Consider the following 18,810-nt stretch of genomic DNA (forward strand, 5'->3'; position numbering starts at 1 on the left):
GCGATGGCCGGGGAAGAATCAGGGATCAGCTCGCGGCCGATGCCCCCAGGCCCTTGAGGCCCAGCTTGCGCATCAAGGTGATATCGGCCTCCACATCGGGATTGCCGGTCACCAGCAGCTTGTCGCCGTAGAAGATGGAATTGGCTCCCGCCATGAAGCACAGGGTCTGCACGGCCTCGCCCAGTTGCTGGCGGCCCGCCGACAGGCGCACGCGGGCCTTGGGCATGGTGATGCGCGCCACGGCGATCACACGAACGAAGTCCAACGGATCCACCGGCTCGCTGTCGGCCAGCGGCGTGCCGGGCACGGGCACCAGGCTGTTGATGGGTACGGACTCGGGATAGGGCTCCATGTTCGCGAGCTGGGCAATCAGGCCGGCACGGTGGACCTCGGTCTCGCCCATGCCGATGATGCCGCCGCAGCACACGCTGATGCCTGCATCGCGCACGGCCGCCAGCGTGTCCAGCCTATCCTGGTACTGGCGCGTGCTGACCACATCCTTGTAGTACTCGGGCGCGGTGTCGAGGTTGTGGTTGTAGTAGTCGAGACCCGCATCGCGCAGCGATGCCGCCTGATGCGGCTGCAACATGCCCAGCGTGGCACAGGTCTGCATGCCCAGTCCCTTCACGGCACCGATCAGCTCGTTCATCTTCTCGATGTCGCGGTCCTTGGGCGCGCGCCAGGCAGCCCCCATGCAAAAGCGGGTGGCTCCGGCATCCTGGGCCGCCTTGGCGGCGCGGGTGACTTCCTCCACGCTCATCAGCTTCTCGGCCTTAACGCCCGTATCGAACTCGGCTGACTGCGGGCAGTAGCCGCAGTTCTCGGGGCAGCCGCCGGTCTTGACGGACAGCAGGGTCGCCAGTTCGATCTCGCCCGCAGGCCAGTTCTCGCGATGCACGCTCTGGGCACGGTGCAACAAGTCAAGAAAAGGCAGGTCCAGCAAGGACTGCACTGCCTCCACAGGCCAGCGCTGGGCTTGAGCGGCCGCGACGGGCTTGGCCGGCGCATGCCAGTGCATGGTCTGGCTGCCGCAGGCGGCTTGCTGTGCGTCGGCGGCGCGCACTGGGTTGTCTTGCTCGGGCACGGAATAGGACATCGCGGTCTCTCCTCAATCGGGGGAATGCCGCGCATTTTGGGCAAAAAAATCAAGGATTTACAGAGCCCGCATGCAAATAGTTACCCACCAAAGAGTTGCCGCAAGAAGCGCTATCTTTGGACGCAACTTCAGTGCATTTGACAGATTTTCAGCGCACATTCGAAACAGCCAGCCATAACTTCCGTCAACTGCCACCCTTGTGCATTCAATTCAGCGCAACGCATCGAATTCATGCGTTGAATTTCAACGAGGAAGAGCGTAGATATCGGCAAAAAAACACAGTATTTGGCGGTTTTTGCCAGGACAAGGCCTGGATCAGGGCCAGAAACGGTGCTGGGCCGTCCGCGCAAAGGCGGACAAACACCCCAAACTGGCGGATTTAATTCCCTCAACTCTTGTTGGACATTCGCGCCGGGCGCAAAAAAGCCGCAGCAAGGCTGCGGCTGGAGGGCGGTAGGCTGGGGGTTCAGAAAGCGTGAGCCATGCCCACGCCGAACGAAGTTCCCGAGTCCGCACCGTACTCGTAGCTCTTGCGCCCCAGGCTGGCATAGAGCGTGGTGCGCTTGGACAGCGCGTAGTCGGCCCCCAGGGAATAGAAATGATTGGTCTGCTCCTGCATGCGCTGGCGGCCATAGCCGGCCTTGAGCGTGGTCTGCCCCATCTGGTAGGTGGCACCCAGCGTCAGGGCCTTGGCCGAGAGTGCCGTCTGGGCCACGCGCGAATAGTCCCAGGCGGCCATCACGGCGGCTGCGCCAAAGCGGTATTTGCCAGCCACGAAAGTGTCCTTGTCGCCACTGCCGTTGCGCTCGAAGGCCAGCATGCCGCTCAGGCTGTCCGAGTCGTAGTTGAGGGAGGCCGAATAGCCACGCCCCTCACGACGCAAGGTCAGCGGCACCTCGGTTCGCTCCGGCGAGGCGCTCAGATGCAGGGTGAAACCGCCCACCGTAGGCGAGTCGTAGAAGATGCCGTTGGCCATGCGCCCATACTCGGCCGCACCGTTGTTGCTGTAGCGGTCGGTAGGCGTGAGGTAGTGCCACTGGTACCAGGCGGGCGAGGAAATGCGGTTGAAATTGGCCCATGGGTCGAACTTCCAGTCCTGTGACCACATGGCCGACAGGGCGCGACCCAGTCGCAGATGGCCAAAGCCGCCTTGCAGGCCCACCGTGGACTCGTCGTGCCAGAACGGCTTGCTGCCCTGATCCTCCAGACGCCCGGTGTCGATATCGAAACGTGCGCTCAGACGAAACGTGGCCTTGAGACCGCCGCCCAGATCTTCCCAGCCCGCAATCGCGAGATTGCTGCGCTGGATCGTGCCGGCCTGGGCCGTGCCATCAAAGCCGCGATAGATGCCGCCGTCGATCAGACCGCCAATGCTGACGTTGGTGGACTGGGCCGCCGCAGGGAGCACGGCCGACAGAAGAGTGAAACATGTGGAACAAGCAATGCCAGTGCGCAAACGCATGCCGGTGGTTCTCCTTGAATTGTGAAGTCACTGCCTCCGGCGAGCCCTTGGCACACCAGCAGACAGAGAAGGTCGCAGACCTGTGAGATGAGGCGATGACAGGCAGTCAGGCGCTGCCTGATGCACTGAAGACAGCCGGAACATGGCTGGCAGCGGGGCTGCCAATTCCGACCCGAGAAGCCTGCTCAAAAAGCAGGCAACGGAGTCCATTATGAAAGTCCGGCCTGCGCAGAGTCCAGTCCGTCGTCAGCTTGGTTCAGCCGCTGCGCGCCACGCCGGAAGCTGCCCAGATGCGATTCATCTCGCTGCAAAAAGGCTGGGCACAGGGTGCCAGACCCTGGTACTGGCAGCCTTCGGTCGTGCACAGATGCGAGCGGTGCTCGCTGCTGCGGCGCGGCACAGGCAGGGCATTGGCAGCCTGGGCCGCCGCCATCATCAGCCACGGATCGGGCTTGTTCTGCAGCAATTGCTGCACTTCCTGTGCCAGCGCCGGCGCTGGCATGGCCAGAGGCAGACCGGCCATCTGTGCCGACATCGCCTGGGCGGGGCTTGCGGGGGCCGGCTGCAGCTCCAGCCACAGCAATGCACTGGTGGCCAGCGTGCTGGTCGCCGCCGACGACTGCGGCTGCACCACCAGAGCCAGAGGACCGCTACTCAAGACACCCGGATCCGCCATGGGCAGGCGCAGGGTCGTCCCCGTTCCTTGGGCTGTCGGGATGCTTGCCGCACCCACAGCCTGCGCCCAGGCGGCAGGCACCTGCAATGTCAGGGAAAAGCTGCGCTCGCCTTGCGGCGTGACCAGCGTTCCTTGCTGCACCAGCCAGTTCTGCAGCTGGGGCAGACGCGGTGCGGCATCGCCGCCAGCAGCGGCTGCTGTCATCCCCTGCTGCGCCTGCCCCAATGCGGCTGCCGCCGTGGGCGACAGGGCTGCTGCCGTCTGCAAAGCCGATCCAGGAGGCTGCGCGCCGGACGCTGCGGCATGTACCAGGGCCTGCATCAGCGCAACCGATCCCTGCTGGCCCGCCAGCAGTTGCAAGGGCTGGGTCTGTCCCTGCAGGCTGACCTGAACCTGCGCGAGCAGGCTCTGCACAAACTGCTGCACGGCCGCTGGCAGACCCTGACTGGGCCAGCTAGGCGCACCGGGTTGGGCCTGCACCTGCAGCGCCAGTTGCGCAATCAGATATTCAAAGGCCTGGAGCTTGAGGTTCTGCAAGGTTTGCGGCGACCACTGCACGATGCTGGTCGCCGGGGGCGTCGCCTGAGAGGCGGGCAGCTGCTGCGCTGCGGGAAGATCCTGGACAGCGGCTGCAGCCACATTGCCGGCCTGCGCAGCCGCTTGACCCGTGGGCACGGACACGGGCAGTACGGAGGCAACGGGTTGCAGGGGTGCAGTCATGCGTTCGTCGGTGGCGGGGCATCAAAGCCGGAATCAGGCCATTGTGCCCGCCCCTGCAGATAAGCATCGGAAAAAGAGCTGCCAGTGCTTGTGGCTCAAGCACCAGGGCTGCCCAGGTCGTGCCGGGGCCGCACGGTTCACGCCCGCGATCCGAAGCGCGGGTCAGGGGCGAACCATTCCGGGCGGAATCAGGCTTCGGCCGGGTAGAACAGCTTGCGCGTGGCCGTGGCCTGCACGGCCTTGGCAATGGCACCGATATGGTCGGGCGTGGTGCCGCAGCAGCCGCCCACGATATTGACCAGCCCCTCGGCCGCGAACTCGTGCACCAGACGGCTGGTGATCTCGGGCGTTTCGTCAAAACCGGTGTCGCTCATGGGGTTGGGCAGACCGGCATTGGGGTAGCAGCTGATGAAGGTGTCGGGAGCCGCCTTGGCCAGCTCCTGCACATAGGGACGCATCAGCGTGGCACCAAGGGCGCAGTTCAGGCCCACGGACAGCGGGTTGCTATGGCGCACGCTGTGCCAGAACGCGGTCACGGTCTGTCCGCTCAGAATCCGGCCCGAGGCATCGGTGACCGTGCCGCTGATCATGATGGGCAGGCGCTCGCCGGTCTGCTCGAAGGCCTCGTCCACGGCGAACAGCGCGGCCTTGGCGTTGAGGGTGTCGAAGATGGTCTCGACCAGGATCACGTCGGCACCGCCTTCCATCAGCGCCAGCGTCTGCTCCAGATAGGCCTGGCGCAGCTGCTCGAAGGTGATGTTGCGCGCAGCCGGGTCGTTCACGTCGGGGCTGATGGAGGCCGTCTTGGGCGTGGGGCCCAGGGCGCCGGCCACATAGCGCTTGTGATCGGGCGTGCTGTACTTGTCGCAGGCCGCACGCGCCAGCCGGGCACTCTTGAGGTTCATCTCATAGGCCAGTTCGGCCATGTGATAGTCCTCCTGCGCAATCGTGGTCGCACCAAAGGTGTTGGTCTCGATCAGATCGGCGCCGGCAGCCAGGTATTTCTCGTGGATGTCGCGGATCACGTCGGGTCGGGTCAGCGACAGCAGTTCGTTGTTGCCCTTGACGTCATGGGCGAAATCCTTGAAACGCTCGCCCGCACCATCGGCACCGGCATAGCCTTCGCCGCGGTACTGCGCCTCGCCCAGCTTGAAGCGCTGAATCATGGTGCCCATCGCACCGTCAAGAATGACAAGGCGCTTGGCAAGCGTTGCGGGCAGTTCCTGGGCTCGGGTGTAGGCGGGGGTGGGGTGCGACTGGCTCATAGACCACCATTGTAGGAAAGCTGGCCGGCTTTGCCGGGCAGCCGGGCATTGCCCTGGTGCCAGCGCCTATTCCGATTGCTGGCCTGCCGGGTAACGAGCCTTGGCCATGCGGAACGTCAGATTCCAGCGCTCATTGCCAAGCAGCGCGTGCTGCCCGTCCTTGAGCGGGGCGACGCCATGAAACACCAGACGCGAAGGCCCGCCCCAGACCAGCACGTCGCCATGGGTGAGCGCAAGGCTGCGGGTGGGGCTCTGGCGCGCCAGTCCGCCCCAGAGGAAACGACAGGGTAAGCCCAGCGAGACCGAGACTATGGGCGCCGCAAAGTCGTTCTCGTCCTGATCGCGGTGCAAGCCCATGCGCGCGCCCGGCCGATAGCGGTTGACCAGGCAGGCATCGGGGACAAACCCCGGATAGCCGGCCAGCGCCGCGGCCCTGGCGGCCTGCTCGCCCAGAAAGGCGGGAATGGCAGGCCAGGGCTTGCCGGTCTGCGGATCGGCAGCGCTGTAGCGATAGCCCTGCAGATCCGAAATCCAGCCCCAGCCGCCGGCGTTGGTGATCGCCACCGACATGAACTTGCCGCCGGGCACCTGCATGGTGCGAAACGCTGCCCGTGTCTGCAAGGCCCTCACCTCGGCCACCCAGCGCTGCTCCTCGGCTGTCGCAAAGCCGCGCAGCAGCACGGCACCGTCATCAATGGGTTCAGGGGGCGGGGTTTCGGTTTCGAATAGCGACAGGCTCATGGCTCCATCATCGCCCACGCAAGAGAGGCAACAGTGCGCACGCAGGTTCAGGCACGCCCCGAACCCTGTGCAAAGGCCAGCACGGCCTGCAGCAGACGCTGCATGGTGGGCTGGATGCGCGCCGCGACCTCGGGCAGGTAGTCGAACGGCATCTGCTCCTGCATATAGCTGGACTGCGTCATCTCCAGCTGCACGGCGTGAAAGCCCTGCTCCGGCTGACCATAGTTGCGCGTGATGAAACCGCCCTTGAAGCGGCCATTGAGCACGCTGGTGTGGTCCGGTGCCTGCCGTGCAATGTCCAGCAGCTGCTGGGCCAGCGCCGGCGCGCAGCTCTTGCCGTCGGCGGTGCCCAGGTTCAGGTCGGGCAGCTTGCCCTCGAAAAAGCGCGGCAGCACCGAGCGGATGCTGTGCGCATCCCACAGCATGGCCACGCCATGCTGGCTCTTGATGCGATCGAGCTCGGCGCGCAGCTGCGCATGATAGGGCTGCCAGTAGAGTTCGCGACGGCGCGCGACTTCCGCCTCGTCGGGCTCCAGGTCCTTGCTGGCATAGAGAGGCTTGCTGTCAAAGCCGTCAACCGGGCACAGCCCGGTCACACTCTGGCCCGGATAGAGGCTGGCACCATCGGGCGGACGGTTCAGATCGATGACATAGCGCGAATGCGTGGCAGCCAGAATGGATGCGCCCAGTGCCTTGGCGAAGTCGTAGAGCTGCGGCATGTGCCAGTCGGTGTCATGGACTTCGCGCCCTTCGGGCGTGAGCTTGGCCGCAATGTCGGCCGGCACATGGGTGCCGGTATGCGGCATGGAAATCAGCAGCGGTGCCGTACCCTGGTGAAAGACAAAGGGGGCGATGGCTTGGCTCATGGAGCGTCTCTCTTCTGTCAAAAATCTGAATGCAGCCGCCCTCAGGCGTTCTGCAGCAATGCCTTGCGGGTCTGCACAAAGCCTTGCTGAGCGACTTCGTGCAGCGCATGACGGCCTGCCTGCACGCGCTGCTGGCCGCGAACCCAGACTTCGGCAATGGCCGAAGTGCGATGGCTGGCAAACACATGGGCCGCATGACCGCTGTCGGCAGGCAGCCCGTTGAGGGCCACATGGCGGGCATCGAGCACCACGAAATCGGCCTGCTGGCCCACGGCCAGACCGGCAATGGCGCGGCCCGATGCCTGGGCACCGCCGGCCACCGCCTTCAAGGTCATGGAGGTCGCCACCTGGGGCTGGGCGCCGCCGCCAAGCACATTGCGCTGGCGCAGGCTCAGGCGCTGGCTGTATTCGAGCATCAGCAGCTCTTCGGCGGCATTCACCGAGGCATGGCTGTCCGAGCCAATGCCCCAGCGGCCCCCATGCCTGAGCCACAGCGGCATGTCGAAGATGCCGTCGCCGAGATTGGCCTCGGTGGTGGGACAGATGCCGGCCACGGCCGCGCTGCGTGCCGCGCCTGCATATTCCTCGGGCGTCATGTGCGTGGCATGGATCAGGCACCAGCGCGCATCGACGGGGGCATGGTCGAGCAGCCATTGCACGGGGCGCTGACCGCTCCAGGCCAGGCAGTCATCCACCTCCTGGGTCTGCTCGGCGATATGGATGTGCACCGGAGCCTTGGGCAGCATGGCGTGCAGGCCTGCGAGCGCGGCCTTGAGGCTGTCCGGCGGCACGGCACGCAGCGAGTGCGGAGCCAGGCCCAGAGCTGCCTGCTGCGCCCTGGTCACGGGCTCCAGCTGCTGCAGCAGGGAAAGCATGCTGTCCGTGCTGCGAATGAAGCGGGCCTGATCCTCGCGAGGCGGCAGCCCCCCGAAGCCGCTGGTCTGATAGAGCACGGGCAGCAAGGTCATGCCTATGCCCGTCTTCTGCGCCGCACGCAGCAGTGCCAGGGACAGGCTGGCATCGTTGGCATAGGGCTTGCCACCGGCATCATGGTGCACATAGTGGAACTCGCACACCGAGGTGTAGCCCGCCTCCAGCATCTCCAGGTACAGCCAGGTCGCAATCGCCTCCAGCGCCTCGGGCGTCATGCGATTGGCAAATCCGTACATCAGTTTGCGCCAGCTCCAGAAGCTGTCCTGCGCCTGACCGCGGAATTCGGTCAGCCCGCCGAACGCGCGCTGGAAGGCGTGCGAGTGCAGATTGGGCATGCCCGGGATCAGCGGGCCGGCCGCCTTGGCGGCGTCCTCCGCCTCCCCGGCCTCGCCGCTTTGCGGGTCCACATCGGTCAGCACTTCGGTCAGCTGGCCGCTCTCGTTCCAGCTCAGCAGGACATTGCGCGCCCAACCCGTGGGCAGCAAGGCGTCTGCGGCAAACAAGGTACGCGAAATGGATGAGGATGCAGTCATGGTGATGGTCTCTGTGAGGCGAAAAAGATCAAACCGCGCAGCTCATGCAGTCACGCGCTCAGTCTGCTCCATCGCAGCGAGCAAAGCCAGAACAAAACGCGCGTTGTCTTTCTCGGTACCTATGGATACGCGCAGAAAATTTTCGAAACCGGGCTCCTTCCAGGGCTTGACGATCACGCCCTGCCTGAGCAGGGCCTCCGTCACCGGTGCATTGGGACGGCCCAGGTCGAGAAACAGGAAGTTGGCAACCGAAGGCGCAATGCGCAGGCCTTGCAGCGGCTGGCCCGGCCCTGCCAGCGCCAGCAGCTGCCTGCGCAGATCCTCGCGCAGCGCCACCGTGGTCGCCACGCCGCTGCGCATGTGCGCAGGATCGTTCCAGGCGGCCAGCGCCGCGCGCTGCGCCGCCATGTTCACGTTGAAGGGCGAGCGCACCTTGTCCATCAGGCTCACCAGCTCGGCGCTGTCGGCCATGCCGTAGCCCACGCGCAGGCCGGCCAGGCCCCAGGCCTTGGAGAAGGTGCGCAGCACGATCCAGGGCCCGACCCGCGCATCCAGCATGGCCAGCACATCGGGGTAGTCATCGTCATGCAGCGCGTATTCGTAATAGGCCTCATCCACCACCAGCACGGTGTTGGCGGGCGTGGCCTCCAGCACCTGCGCAAACTGCGCCGCATCCATCATGCAGCCCACGGGGTTGGACGGGTTGGGCAGGAAGGCGATCTTGGGGGCCTTGGCCACGGCAGCGCACCAGGCGCTCACATCGAAGCCCAGTCCATCGTTCAGCTCGAGGAGCTCGACCTCCGCGCCCATCATCTTTGGATAGATTTCGTGCAGGCCGAACACGGGACGCTGGGTCACCACCAGATCGCCGGGGGCGAGAAAGACCTCGCAGAGAATCTTGATCAGGTCTTCCGAGCCGTCGCCGAACACCAGACGCCCGGCGGGCAGCCCGGTGCGCTCGGCAATGGCTTCGCGCAAGGCCGTGCAGTTGGCATCCGGATAGTTGCCCACATCGTTGGCCACCTCGGCAATCGCCCGGCGCACCGAGGCGCTGGCACCGAAGGGATTTTCATTGCTGGCCAGTCGCGCGATATCGGTCACGCCATAGCGCGCCCGCACCGCTTCATTGGACAGGCCGGCGTTGTACGCGGGCAGCGGGCGCACCTGGGCACGGGCCAGCGAAGCCACCAGAGAATTCGTCATAGATCAAACACCTTTCCGGGGTTCATCAGGCCCAGGGGATCGAGGGCCCGCTTGATGGCCCGCATCGCCGCCAGCTCTGCGGGCGTGCGGCTGTTGCTCAGATAAGGCTTTTTGTGCAGGCCGATGCCGTGCTCCGCGGAGACGCTGCCCTGCATCTCGCCCACGATGCGGTAGAGAAGCTCCTCCACCTGCTCGCATTCGCCGTTGACGGTCTTGCCATCCACCGAGACATGGAGATTGCCGTCGCCCACATGGCCGAAGTACAGCGCCTGGTGACCGGGCCAGCGCGCGGCAAAGGCCTGCATGCAGGCTTCGGCAAAGCGCCCGATGTCGGCCTGGGGCAGGCTTACATCGAAGTTGATTGCGGGATGCATATTGTTGTTGAGCTCGGCCGGTGCCTCGCGCAGCTTCCACAGCTGCTGCACCTGAGCGCCCGACTGGGCCACGATGGCATCGAGCACCTCGCCGGCTTCCATGGCTTCCTCTAGCACCTGCTGCACATCGCCTTGCAGCTGCGCCTCGTCCTTGCCGTCCACATTGATCAGGGCCAACAAGGGGTAGCGCTGCTCAAAAGGCGCAGCGAGCTTGAGCCAGGCCATGGAGGCCTGCACAAAGCTGTCCCACATCAGCTCATAGGCCGCGACGCTGTTGCCGAAGTGCGATTGCATGCGCTTGAGCACGGCCAGCGCGGAGTCGAAATCGGGCATGGCCACCAGCGTCGTGGCCGTGGCCTGCGGCGCCGGACGCAGACGCAGCAACACGCGCGTGATGATGCCCAGCGTGCCTTCGGCACCGATGAAGAACTGCTTGAGGTCGTAACCCGTGTTGTTCTTGATCATGGGACGCAACATGGGCAGCACCGTGCCGTCGGCCAGCACCACCTCCAGGCCCAGCACCTGCTCGCGCATCATGCCGTGCTGCAGCACGCCGTTGCCGCCCGCGTTGGTGGAGACATTGCCGCCGATCTGGCAGCTGCCGCGCGCGCCGAGATCCACGCCGAACACCATGCCGACATCGACGGCAGCCTCCTGCACGGCCTGCAGGGTGACGCCGGCCTGCACCTGCATCAGCCCGGTCTGGGCATCGATGTCCTCGATGCGGTTCATGCGATCCAGCGACAGCGCGACAGCGCCCTCCGTAGGAACCGCGGCACCGGCCAGCCCGGTCAGCCCACCCTGCGGAACCACCGCAATCCTGTGGGCGCTGCACAGACGCATGACGGCGCTGACTTCCTCCGTGGTGCGTGGGCGCACCAGCGCCAGCGGCTGCTGGGGCGGCGTGCCGCTCCAGTCGGTGCGGCTACGCTGCGGCGTGTCCGTGCCGCGCAGCGCCACATCGGCGCCCAGGGTGGAAATCAGTTCATTGAGAAATTGTTCGTGAGACATCAGCAACCTTTCGCGCTCCCCGCTTTCAGGCTTTGGCTTGCTGCGCAATCCGGCCCTGACGCACCACCGTACAGTCCGGCTTGCTGCCGAACCAATAGGCCAGCTCTGCAGCCCGCTGCACGGGCCAGAGCACGAAATTGGCGGGACGGCCCACGGCAATCAGGCCTTGCTCGTCCTGCAGGCCCAGCGCCTGCGCGGCGTGCCGGGTGATGCCGGCCAGGGCCTCGGGAACCGTCAGACGGAACAGCGTGCAGGCCATATTGGCCATGAGCAGCAAGCTCAAGCACGGGGAGGTACCCGGATTGTGATCGGTAGAAACGGCCATTGGGACCTTGGCAGCCCTTAATTCCTCAATCGGAGGCACTTGGGTGTCGCGCAGCGTGTAGAAGGCACCTGGCAGCAGCACGGCCACGGTACCGGCCTTCTTCATCTCGGTGATGCCATGTTCGGACAGGTGCTCGATATGGTCGCAGGACAGCGCGCCATAGCGGGCCGCGAGGGCAGCACCCTCCATATTCGACAGCTGCTCGGCATGCAGCTTGACGGGCAGGCCCAATGCCTTGGCCGCCTCGAAGACCTGCTCGGTCTCGGCCAGCGAGAAGGCGATGCGTTCGCAGAACACATCAACGGCATCGATCAGGCCTTCAGCGGCCAGCGCCGGCAGCATGACCTGACAGACCAGATCCGTGTATTCCTGGCTGCGGCCCGCATACTCTGGCGGCAGCGCATGAGCCCCCAGAAAGGTGGTGCGCACGGTCACGGCACACCGCTCGCCCAGGCGCCTTGCGGCACGCAGCTGCTTGCGCTCGTGCTCCAGGGCCAGTCCGTAGCCCGACTTGATCTCTATGGCCGTCACGCCTTCGGCCAGCAACTGCTCCAGACGCGGCAGCGCCAGCGCCACCAGCTCGTCCTCCGACGCTTCGCGCGTGGCCCTGACGCTAGAGACGATGCCGCCGCCGGCCCGGGCCACTTCTTCGTAGCTGGCACCGGCCAGGCGCATCGCGAACTCGTTGGCGCGCTCGCTGCCATAGACCAGATGGGTGTGGCAGTCGATCAGGCCCGGCGTGGCCAGGCGCCCTGCGCCGTCGTGCCTGGGCAGCGCCTGGTATTCGGCAGGCATGGCATGCTGCGGTCCCACCCAGACCATGCGGCCTTGCTGCACCACGATGCAGGCCAGCGTGCCTTCGGGAATATCCGCCACCTCGGAGACATACAGCTCCGGCGCCAGACGCAGGTTGTGCCAGCAGCCGTCGGCGGAGACTGCGGGATGGGGATTAGCTTGCGCCATGGCGATGCTCCTCGTGTTCGATGACGACAATCCAGGCCATGAAACTCCTGATTTCATAGCTACCAGCGCCTGCCCCTTTTAACTTTTCAGATCAATCTTCATTGAAGTGTCCGGTACATAGGCGCAAGCTGCTCCTGTTTCAGGTGTGCGCTGTCAGGCTGACCAGGATCAGTCTGGCATCCTCGCCTTGCGCCACCAGCGACTCGGCCCCGGTACTGCTCCACCACAGGCCCTGACCGGTCTCCAGCACCCGGCCGTCGGCAGCTTTCCAGCTGCCCTGCAGCACCATGCAAAGTCCTGCAGCGCTCAGCCCCACCTCGGCCTGGCCGGCGAGCAGCTCCAGCCGTGCCGACCATTGTCCACGCCGGGTCATGACATTGAAATCGCTGGACGGCCCGCCCTGCAGATCGCAATCGAGAGCCGTATCGCCCGAAAAGGCGAAGGGCTGCCAGCGATCGGTCAATGCGTGCTCGACCTGGCCCTGGACGCTGTGCAGCCGCACCCCGTCGCCATCGAGCAGCATGATCTGGCGGTCTATGCCCGGGAATGCCGAAAACGGGCCGGCCTGGGCAATCGTGGCCACGCTCACGCGCCAGCCAAAGCTGTCCATGCCCGCGCCCTGCGGCCAGCAGGCAATCTCGCGCGTGCTGCCGCCCCCGTTCTTCCACGGGCTGGGCGCAATCTGGTTCAGGTCAAAGCGTTGCATCGATCAAAAGCACAAAAACTACAACAAAACGCAGCTTAAAACTGGCGCGCCCCAGGCGAGAGACAGCGAGGAAGGGCCGCCCCGCACCGAGGCTGTCGTCCCCTCCCGCGCAGCGAGAGAGGGGTAAGGCGCTTAAGCGCCTCAGGGAGTGACAGTTACTTGACCATCGGCAAGTTGAGCCCATGGCGCTTGGACGCTTCCACGGCGATCTCGTAGCCGGCATCGGCATGGCGCATCACGCCGGTGGCGGGATCGTTCCAGAGCACGCGGTTCAGGCGGGCCGCAGCTTCGTTCGTACCATCGGCCACGATCACAACGCCGGCGTGTTGCGAGTAGCCCATGCCCACGCCACCGCCGTGGTGCAGGCTGACCCAGGTGGCGCCGCCCGCCGTGTTGAGCAGGGCGTTGAGCAGCGGCCAGTCGGAGACGGCGTCGGTGCCGTCCTTCATGGCTTCGGTCTCGCGGTTGGGGCTTGCCACCGAGCCGCAGTCCAGGTGGTCGCGGCCGATCACGATGGGCGCCTTGAGTTCGCCGTTCCTGACCATTTCATTGAAGGCCAGGGCCGCCTTGTGGCGCTCGCCCAGACCCAGCCAGCAGATGCGCGATGGCAGGCCCTGGAAGGCGATGCGCTCCCTGGCCATGTCCAGCCAGCGGTGGGTGTGCTTGTTCTCGGGGAACAGCTCCTTGATCTTGGCATCGGTCTTGTAGATGTCTTCAGGGTCGCCGGACAGCGCCACCCAGCGGAACGGACCCTTGCCCTCGCAGAACAGGGGACGGATGTAGGCGGGCACGAAACCGGGGAAGTCGAAGGCGTTCTTCACGCCTTCGTCCAGGGCCACCTGGCGGATGTTGTTGCCATAGTCCACCGTCGGGATGCCCATGGCCTGGAAGTCCAGCATGGCCTGCACATGCTGGGCGCAGCCCTGGGCGGCGGCCTTCTTGAGCGTGGGGTGCTGGCCGGGGTCGGCCGCAGCGGCGTTCCATTGCTCCACGGTCCAGCCCACGGGCAGATAGCCGTTGATCAGATCATGGGCGGAGGTCTGGTCGGTCACGATGTCGGGTCGGATGCCGCCGGCCTTGGCGCGCCTGACCAGCTCGGGCAGGATTTCGGCCGCATTGCCCAGCAGCGCGATGGAGACGGCCTCGCCCTTTTCGGTGTGATGCTTGATCAGGGCCAGCGCGTCGTCGATATCCTTGGCCTGCTTGTCCACGTAGCGGGTGCGCAGGCGGAAGTCGATGCTGCTTTGCTTGCATTCGATGGCCAGCACGCAGGCACCGGCCAGCACGCCGGCCAGCGGCTGCGCGCCACCCATGCCGCCCAGGCCGGCCGTGAGAATCCACTTGCCGGTCAGGTCGTTGTTGTAGTGCTGGCGACCGGCTTCGACAAAAGTCTCGAACGTGCCCTGAACGATGCCCTGGGCACCGATGTAGATCCAGCTGCCGGCCGTCATCTGGCCGTACATGAACAGGCCCTTCTGGTCCAGCTCGTTGAACTTCTCCCAGTTGGCCCACTTGGGCACCAGATTGGAGTTGGCCAGCAGCACGCGTGGCGCATCGGGGTGGGTCTTGAACACCCCCACCGGCTTGCCCGACTGGATCAGCAGCGATTCGTCGGCTTCGAGCTTCTTGAGCTGGGCCAGGATCTCGTCATAGCACTCCCAGTTGCGGGCCGCGCGGCCGATGCCGCCGTAGACGACGAGCGCCTTGGGGTTCTCGGCCACGTCCGGGTCCAGATTGTTCTGGATCATGCGGTAGGCCGCTTCGGCGAGCCAGTTCTTGCAGTGCAGCTCGCTGCCGCGCGGGGCGCGGATTTCTCGGCTGGCGTCGTAACGGGGGTCTTGCTTGGCTGCGCTGATGATGGCGTCGTTGGCGTTCATGGTCGTATCCTTCAAGAAGGGATGGGAGGATTCAGCCGGCTTGCACGGCGTAGGTGGAACCGGCAAAGCTCTTGCCTGCGTCTGTCGGCGCAGTTTGAACCTGGCTGGGGTAAATCATCTGGCCGGGCACGTTCATGGTTTTCCTGGCCAGCGGGTAGTAGATGAGCGAGGTGACGATCAGGCTGACGATCCACGAGATATCGGCGCCGTTCATGGCCTTGGCCAGCGGGCCCACGTACATGGCCTGGTTGATGAAGGGAATCTGCACCACGACGCCCATCACATAGCAGGACAGGGCCGTCCAGTTGTAGGCCCCATAACGACCCTGGCTGTCGTAGAGCGCCGGGATGTCCACTTTTTCCTTGGAAACCAGGTAGTAGTCCACCAGGTTGACGGCGCTCCAGGGAACGAACACGGTGAGCAGCAGCAGCACGAAATTCTTGAACGTGGCCAGGAAGTTGGAGCTGGCCAGCAGGGCCACCAGGACCGTCACCAGCACAAAGCCCAGGATATAGAGCAGACGCGATGTCGCAGTGAACTGCTTTTTCCGGTTGAAGGCGCTGACCGTGGTCAGCACGGTCATGAATCCGCCATAGGCATTGAGGCAGTTCACGGTGAGCTTGCCGGTGACGATGACCAGGTAGATCACCACCGCCAGCGGGCCGGCGAGCTGGCCCATGAAGCCGACCTGGTTCTTGATGAAGTTGGCGCCCAGCGCGGCGACCAGCACGCCGAAGCTCATGGCCAGTTGCGAGCTGATGACGCTGCCGCTGAACGTGGTCCAGAAGGTGGCGGCGGTCGAGGTCCTGGTGGGCAGATAGCGCGAATAGTCGGCCACATAGGGGGCGAACGTCATCTGCCAGCCGGCCGACAGGGCCATGGCGGTCAGAAAGCTGGCCCAGGTGAAAGGCTTCTGGCCGAACGCCGAGACCACATCGAACTGATGGCACAGCTGCCAGGCCAGATAGCCAAAGCCCAGTATGCCGACCACGGTGGAGATCCGCCCCACCACATGGATGAGCCGGTAGCCCACCACGGCGACCAGGGCCGTGAGCGCGCCGAAGATGAGGATGCCGGCCGCGGGGCTATGAAAACCGAACATCAGATTGATGGCCTGGCCCGAGAGCACGGTGCCCGTGGCGGCGAAGCCCACATACATCAGGATCACCAGGACCAATGGCAGGGCCGCGCCCTTGACGCCGAACTGCACGCGGCTGGAGATCATCTGGGGCAGACCCAGGCGCGGCCCCTGGGCCGAGTGCAGCGCCATGACGATGCCGCCGAGGATGTTGCCGATCAGCAGACCGAGGATGGCCGTCATGGCCTCGGCACCGAACACCACGGCCAGGGCGCCGTCCACCACCGCCGTGATCTGCATGTTGGCACCGAACCAGAGGGTGAACTGGCTGGAGGGCGTGCCGTGGCGCTCGCTCTCCGGAACCATGTCGATGGTTCGGGTCTCGATGGCGCCAGAGGAACCCAGCGTTGCTGTATCAATACTCATGAAATTGCTCCGTCAATCCCTCTGGAAGTCTCTTATATGTATGAACAACTCTCAGGAATTTCCATTAAGTTGTATATACGAATTTTGTGATTTACTCCCACCCACGTCAATCATCTAGACAGCTTTTCTAATCCACACAAACCCTATGTCGCGAACCGATACCACCGCTGCCGTACCTGCGTTCCAGCGCATCAAAGACCATGTGCTGCAGCAGATCCACAGTGGCGTATGGCAGGAAGGCCAGGCCATTCCCAGCGAAGCCGCCCTGGTCAAACAGTTCAATGTGGCGCGCATGACCGTCAACCGTGCGTTGCGCGAGCTCAGCGACGAAAAGACCCTGACGCGAATCCAGGGCTCGGGCACGTTCGTGGCCCAGCAGAAGTACCAGGCCACCCTGGTCGAGTTGCGCAATATCGCGGACGAAATTGCGGCACGCGGCCACCGCCATCGAGGGGAGCTGCAGCGGCTCGAGCGCTGCAAGGCCGACGCCGCGCTGCTGCGCCAGTTCGAGCTGAACACCGCCACCCATCTGTTCCACTCCGTGGTCGTGCACTTCGAAAACGATGTCCCCATTCAGGTCGAGGACCGTTATGTGAACCCGGCGGTGGCTCCCGACTACCTGAGCCAGGACTTTGCGAGCCAGACACCCAATGCCTATCTGGTGCGCGTGGCTCCGCTGCAGGGCGTGAGTTTCTCCATCGAGGCGAGCATGCCCACGCCAGAGGTGGCGGAGCTTTTGCGCATGGAGGTCACCGAACCCTGTCTGGTGCTGCGCCGCAGAACCCGCTCCCAGGGGCAGGTGGCCTCGGTGTCGGCCCTGTGGCACCCGGCATCGCGCTATCAGTTCGCCGGCAGTTTCTGACCCGCGCTTCGGGGCTGCGCCCCGGCAGGCACTGCCGGAACACCGCCCCGCCACGACGAGAGCCGCTCTGGTCTGAGGCTTGCGGCGTGACGTCATGGTGCGCATTCAGGCCGCGTGGCTGGGGAGAATGCTCTGCAACACCTCGGGCCAGGCGGTTTCCAGCGCCCAACGGCGCATGATTTCGATATCGGGCGCCAGGTAGCGGTCCTTGTCCAGATAGGGCACCTGGCTGCGGATCAGCGCGTACTGCGCCTCCATCAGCGGCGAACTCTTGAGCCGGCGGTCGAAGTCCATGCCCTGGACGGCGGCCATGGCCTCCACGCCCACGATCACCGCCGTGTTCCTGGCCATGTCGGCCAGACGGCGCGCGCCATAGGTGGCCATGGAGACATGGTCTTCCTGGTTGGCCGAAGTAGGCAGGCTGGTCACGCTGCTGGGGTGCGCCAGGCACTGGTTTTCGGCCGCCAGTGCCGCCGCCGTGACCTGCGCGATCATGAAGCCCGAGTTGACGCCGCTGTCCTCGATCAGAAAGGCCGGCAGACGCGACAGTCCGGTGTCCAGCAGCAAGGCCATGCGCCGCTCGGAGATGGCGCCGATTTCGGCGATCGCCAAGGCCAGTATGTCGGCGGCGAAAGCCACGGGTTCCGCGTGGAAGTTGCCGCCCGAGATCACGTCGCCGTTGTCGAACACCAGCGGATTGTCCGAGGCGGCATTGGCTTCGATGACCAGCACGCGTGCAGCATGGCTGAGGTTGTCCAGGCAGGCGCCCATGACCTGCGGCACGCAGCGGATGGAGTAGGGGTCCTGCACGCGCCCGCAGTTGGGGTGCGAGGGATCGATGGCGCTGCCGTCCAGCAGGGAGCGCACGGCGGCCGCCACGGCAATCTGGCCGTGCTGGCCTCTGGCCTCGTGAATGCGCGCGTCGAAGGGCTTGATGGAGCCCTGGATGGCTTCCAGCGTCAGGCAGCCGGCCACCAGGCCTGCGGCCAGCACGCTTTCGCCCTGGAACAGACCCGCCAGCGCCAGCGAGGTGGAGACCTGGGTGCCATTGAGCAGTGCCAGCCCTTCCTTGGGGCCGAGCACAAAGGGTTCCAGGCCGATATGTTTCATGGCGTCACGGCCGGAGACCAGCTTGCCGTCTATCTTGGCCTGCCCTTCACCGATGAGCACGCAGGCCAGGTGCGACAGCGGCGCCAGATCGCCCGACGCGCCCACAGAGCCCTTGGAAGGGATCACGGGCAGGACATCGGCATTGGCCAGCGCCAGCAGCGCGTCCACCAGTGCCGTGCGGGCCCCCGAATGACCACGCGCCAGGCTCACGGCCTTGGTGGCCAGCACCAGGCGCACCACATGATCCGGCAGCGGATCGCCAGTGCCCACGCTGTGGGAAAGCACCAGATTGCGCTGCAGCTCGGCCAGACGCTCCTGGGCGATCTTGGTCGAGGCCAGCTTGCCGAAGCCGGTATTGATGCCATAGACCACCTGGTCCTCGTCGACGATGTGCTGCACATGTGCCTGGGCCGCTCGCATGGCGTCATAGGCGGACTGGGCCATGCTGAGCTGCACGCCGCCGTCCTGGATGCGACGCAGCTGCGCCAGTGTGACCTCGCCCGGATGCAGTTCCAGTGGGGACGTCGAGAGCGCTTGGGTGGTGGTGTTCATGGCTATACCTGTCTATACAGTCAAGAGAAAC

At 65.0% G+C, this 18,810-nt stretch carries 15 protein-coding genes; 1 reads left to right on the forward strand and 14 read right to left on the reverse strand.

What is annotated here, in order from left to right; all coding sequences use genetic code 11:
* Positions 1-25: 25 nt before the first annotated feature.
* The 13 genes from bioB to E2583_RS15605 form a co-directional block, all read right to left on the reverse strand.
* A complete protein-coding gene (bioB, locus tag E2583_RS15545; RefSeq protein ID WP_254913495.1) occupies positions 26-1,018 on the reverse strand; it encodes a biotin synthase BioB in 993 nt (330 codons plus the stop codon).
* A 544-nt stretch (positions 1,019-1,562) separates the two neighbouring features.
* A complete protein-coding gene (locus E2583_RS15550) occupies positions 1,563-2,558 on the reverse strand; it encodes a porin (RefSeq protein WP_291597145.1) in 996 nt (331 codons plus the stop codon).
* A 256-nt stretch (positions 2,559-2,814) separates the two neighbouring features.
* Positions 2,815-3,954, reverse strand: coding sequence for a Fe-S oxidoreductase (locus E2583_RS15555; RefSeq protein WP_291597146.1), 1,140 nt, complete (start codon positions 3,952-3,954; stop codon positions 2,815-2,817).
* Between the two features lie 188 nt (positions 3,955-4,142).
* Positions 4,143-5,219 carry a homocysteine S-methyltransferase family protein gene (locus E2583_RS15560; RefSeq protein ID WP_291597147.1) on the reverse strand — a complete coding sequence of 359 codons (1,077 nt, stop codon included), beginning with the start codon at positions 5,217-5,219 and terminating at the stop codon, positions 4,143-4,145.
* A gap of 66 nt (positions 5,220-5,285) precedes the next feature.
* Complete coding sequence (alkB, locus tag E2583_RS15565; protein WP_291597148.1) at positions 5,286-5,960, reverse strand: DNA oxidative demethylase AlkB; 675 nt, start codon at positions 5,958-5,960, stop codon at positions 5,286-5,288.
* Between the two features lie 47 nt (positions 5,961-6,007).
* Positions 6,008-6,826 carry an N-formylglutamate deformylase gene (gene hutG / locus E2583_RS15570; RefSeq protein WP_291597149.1) on the reverse strand — a complete coding sequence of 273 codons (819 nt, stop codon included), beginning with the start codon at positions 6,824-6,826 and terminating at the stop codon, positions 6,008-6,010.
* A gap of 41 nt (positions 6,827-6,867) precedes the next feature.
* Positions 6,868-8,292, reverse strand: coding sequence for a formimidoylglutamate deiminase (locus tag E2583_RS15575; RefSeq protein WP_291597150.1), 1,425 nt, complete (start codon positions 8,290-8,292; stop codon positions 6,868-6,870).
* Between the two features lie 42 nt (positions 8,293-8,334).
* Entirely contained in the window at positions 8,335-9,495 is a 1,161-nt protein-coding gene (locus tag E2583_RS15580) for a histidinol-phosphate transaminase (protein WP_291597151.1), read from the reverse strand.
* Positions 9,492-10,880 (reverse strand): FAD-binding oxidoreductase, encoded by a 1,389-nt coding sequence (locus E2583_RS15585; RefSeq protein WP_291597152.1) that lies wholly within the window; start codon positions 10,878-10,880, stop codon positions 9,492-9,494. Before E2583_RS15585 ends, E2583_RS15580 begins: the two co-directional genes overlap by 4 nt.
* Before the next feature lie 25 nt (positions 10,881-10,905).
* Positions 10,906-12,168, reverse strand: a complete 1,263-nt coding sequence (gene hutI / locus E2583_RS15590) for an imidazolonepropionase (RefSeq protein ID WP_291597153.1) — start codon at positions 12,166-12,168, stop codon at positions 10,906-10,908.
* Between the two features lie 139 nt (positions 12,169-12,307).
* On the reverse strand, positions 12,308-12,874 hold the full coding sequence (locus E2583_RS15595; RefSeq protein ID WP_003059689.1) for a HutD family protein: 567 nt from the start codon (positions 12,872-12,874) through the stop codon (positions 12,308-12,310).
* A 155-nt stretch (positions 12,875-13,029) separates the two neighbouring features.
* Positions 13,030-14,751, reverse strand: a complete 1,722-nt coding sequence (gene hutU / locus E2583_RS15600; protein WP_291597154.1) for a urocanate hydratase — start codon at positions 14,749-14,751, stop codon at positions 13,030-13,032.
* A 31-nt stretch (positions 14,752-14,782) separates the two neighbouring features.
* Positions 14,783-16,255 (reverse strand): cytosine permease, encoded by a 1,473-nt coding sequence (locus tag E2583_RS15605; RefSeq protein WP_291597155.1) that lies wholly within the window; start codon positions 16,253-16,255, stop codon positions 14,783-14,785.
* A gap of 145 nt (positions 16,256-16,400) precedes the next feature.
* Here E2583_RS15605 and hutC point away from each other — a divergent pair, with 145 nt between their 5' ends.
* Entirely contained in the window at positions 16,401-17,117 is a 717-nt protein-coding gene (hutC, locus tag E2583_RS15610; protein ID WP_291597156.1) for a histidine utilization repressor, read from the forward strand.
* A gap of 105 nt (positions 17,118-17,222) precedes the next feature.
* Here the strand turns inward: hutC and hutH are convergent, their stop codons facing one another.
* On the reverse strand, positions 17,223-18,779 hold the full coding sequence (hutH, locus tag E2583_RS15615) for a histidine ammonia-lyase (RefSeq protein ID WP_291597157.1): 1,557 nt from the start codon (positions 18,777-18,779) through the stop codon (positions 17,223-17,225).
* Positions 18,780-18,810 lie beyond the last annotated feature (31 nt).

The organism is Comamonas sp., from assembly GCF_009360615.1.
Classification (GTDB): Bacteria; Pseudomonadota; Gammaproteobacteria; order Burkholderiales; family Burkholderiaceae_C; genus Comamonas.

What these genes read in the sequence shown, in the direction of transcription:
- hutU (WP_291597154.1), bottom strand. Translation starts at nt 14,751, where the DNA reads ATGAACGCCAACGACGCCATCATCAGCGCAGCCAAGCAAGACCCCCGT.
- E2583_RS15585 (WP_291597152.1), bottom strand. Translation starts at nt 10,880, where the DNA reads ATGTCTCACGAACAATTTCTCAATGAACTGATTTCCACCCTGGGCGCC.
- E2583_RS15560 (WP_291597147.1), bottom strand. Translation starts at nt 5,219, where the DNA reads ATGAGCCAGTCGCACCCCACCCCCGCCTACACCCGAGCCCAGGAACTG.
- E2583_RS15555 (WP_291597146.1), bottom strand. Translation starts at nt 3,954, where the DNA reads ATGACTGCACCCCTGCAACCCGTTGCCTCCGTACTGCCCGTGTCCGTG.
- hutI (WP_291597153.1), bottom strand. Translation starts at nt 12,168, where the DNA reads ATGGCGCAAGCTAATCCCCATCCCGCAGTCTCCGCCGACGGCTGCTGG.
- E2583_RS15550 (WP_291597145.1), bottom strand. Translation starts at nt 2,558, where the DNA reads ATGCGTTTGCGCACTGGCATTGCTTGTTCCACATGTTTCACTCTTCTG.
- alkB (WP_291597148.1), bottom strand. Translation starts at nt 5,960, where the DNA reads ATGAGCCTGTCGCTATTCGAAACCGAAACCCCGCCCCCTGAACCCATT.
- hutH (WP_291597157.1), bottom strand. Translation starts at nt 18,779, where the DNA reads ATGAACACCACCACCCAAGCGCTCTCGACGTCCCCACTGGAACTGCAT.
- hutG (WP_291597149.1), bottom strand. Translation starts at nt 6,826, where the DNA reads ATGAGCCAAGCCATCGCCCCCTTTGTCTTTCACCAGGGTACGGCACCG.
- E2583_RS15605 (WP_291597155.1), bottom strand. Translation starts at nt 16,255, where the DNA reads ATGAGTATTGATACAGCAACGCTGGGTTCCTCTGGCGCCATCGAGACC.
- E2583_RS15595 (WP_003059689.1), bottom strand. Translation starts at nt 12,874, where the DNA reads ATGCAACGCTTTGACCTGAACCAGATTGCGCCCAGCCCGTGGAAGAAC.
- hutC (WP_291597156.1), top strand. Translation starts at nt 16,401, where the DNA reads ATGTCGCGAACCGATACCACCGCTGCCGTACCTGCGTTCCAGCGCATC.
- bioB (WP_254913495.1), bottom strand. Translation starts at nt 1,018, where the DNA reads ATGCACTGGCATGCGCCGGCCAAGCCCGTCGCGGCCGCTCAAGCCCAG.
- E2583_RS15580 (WP_291597151.1), bottom strand. Translation starts at nt 9,495, where the DNA reads ATGACGAATTCTCTGGTGGCTTCGCTGGCCCGTGCCCAGGTGCGCCCG.
- E2583_RS15575 (WP_291597150.1), bottom strand. Translation starts at nt 8,292, where the DNA reads ATGACTGCATCCTCATCCATTTCGCGTACCTTGTTTGCCGCAGACGCC.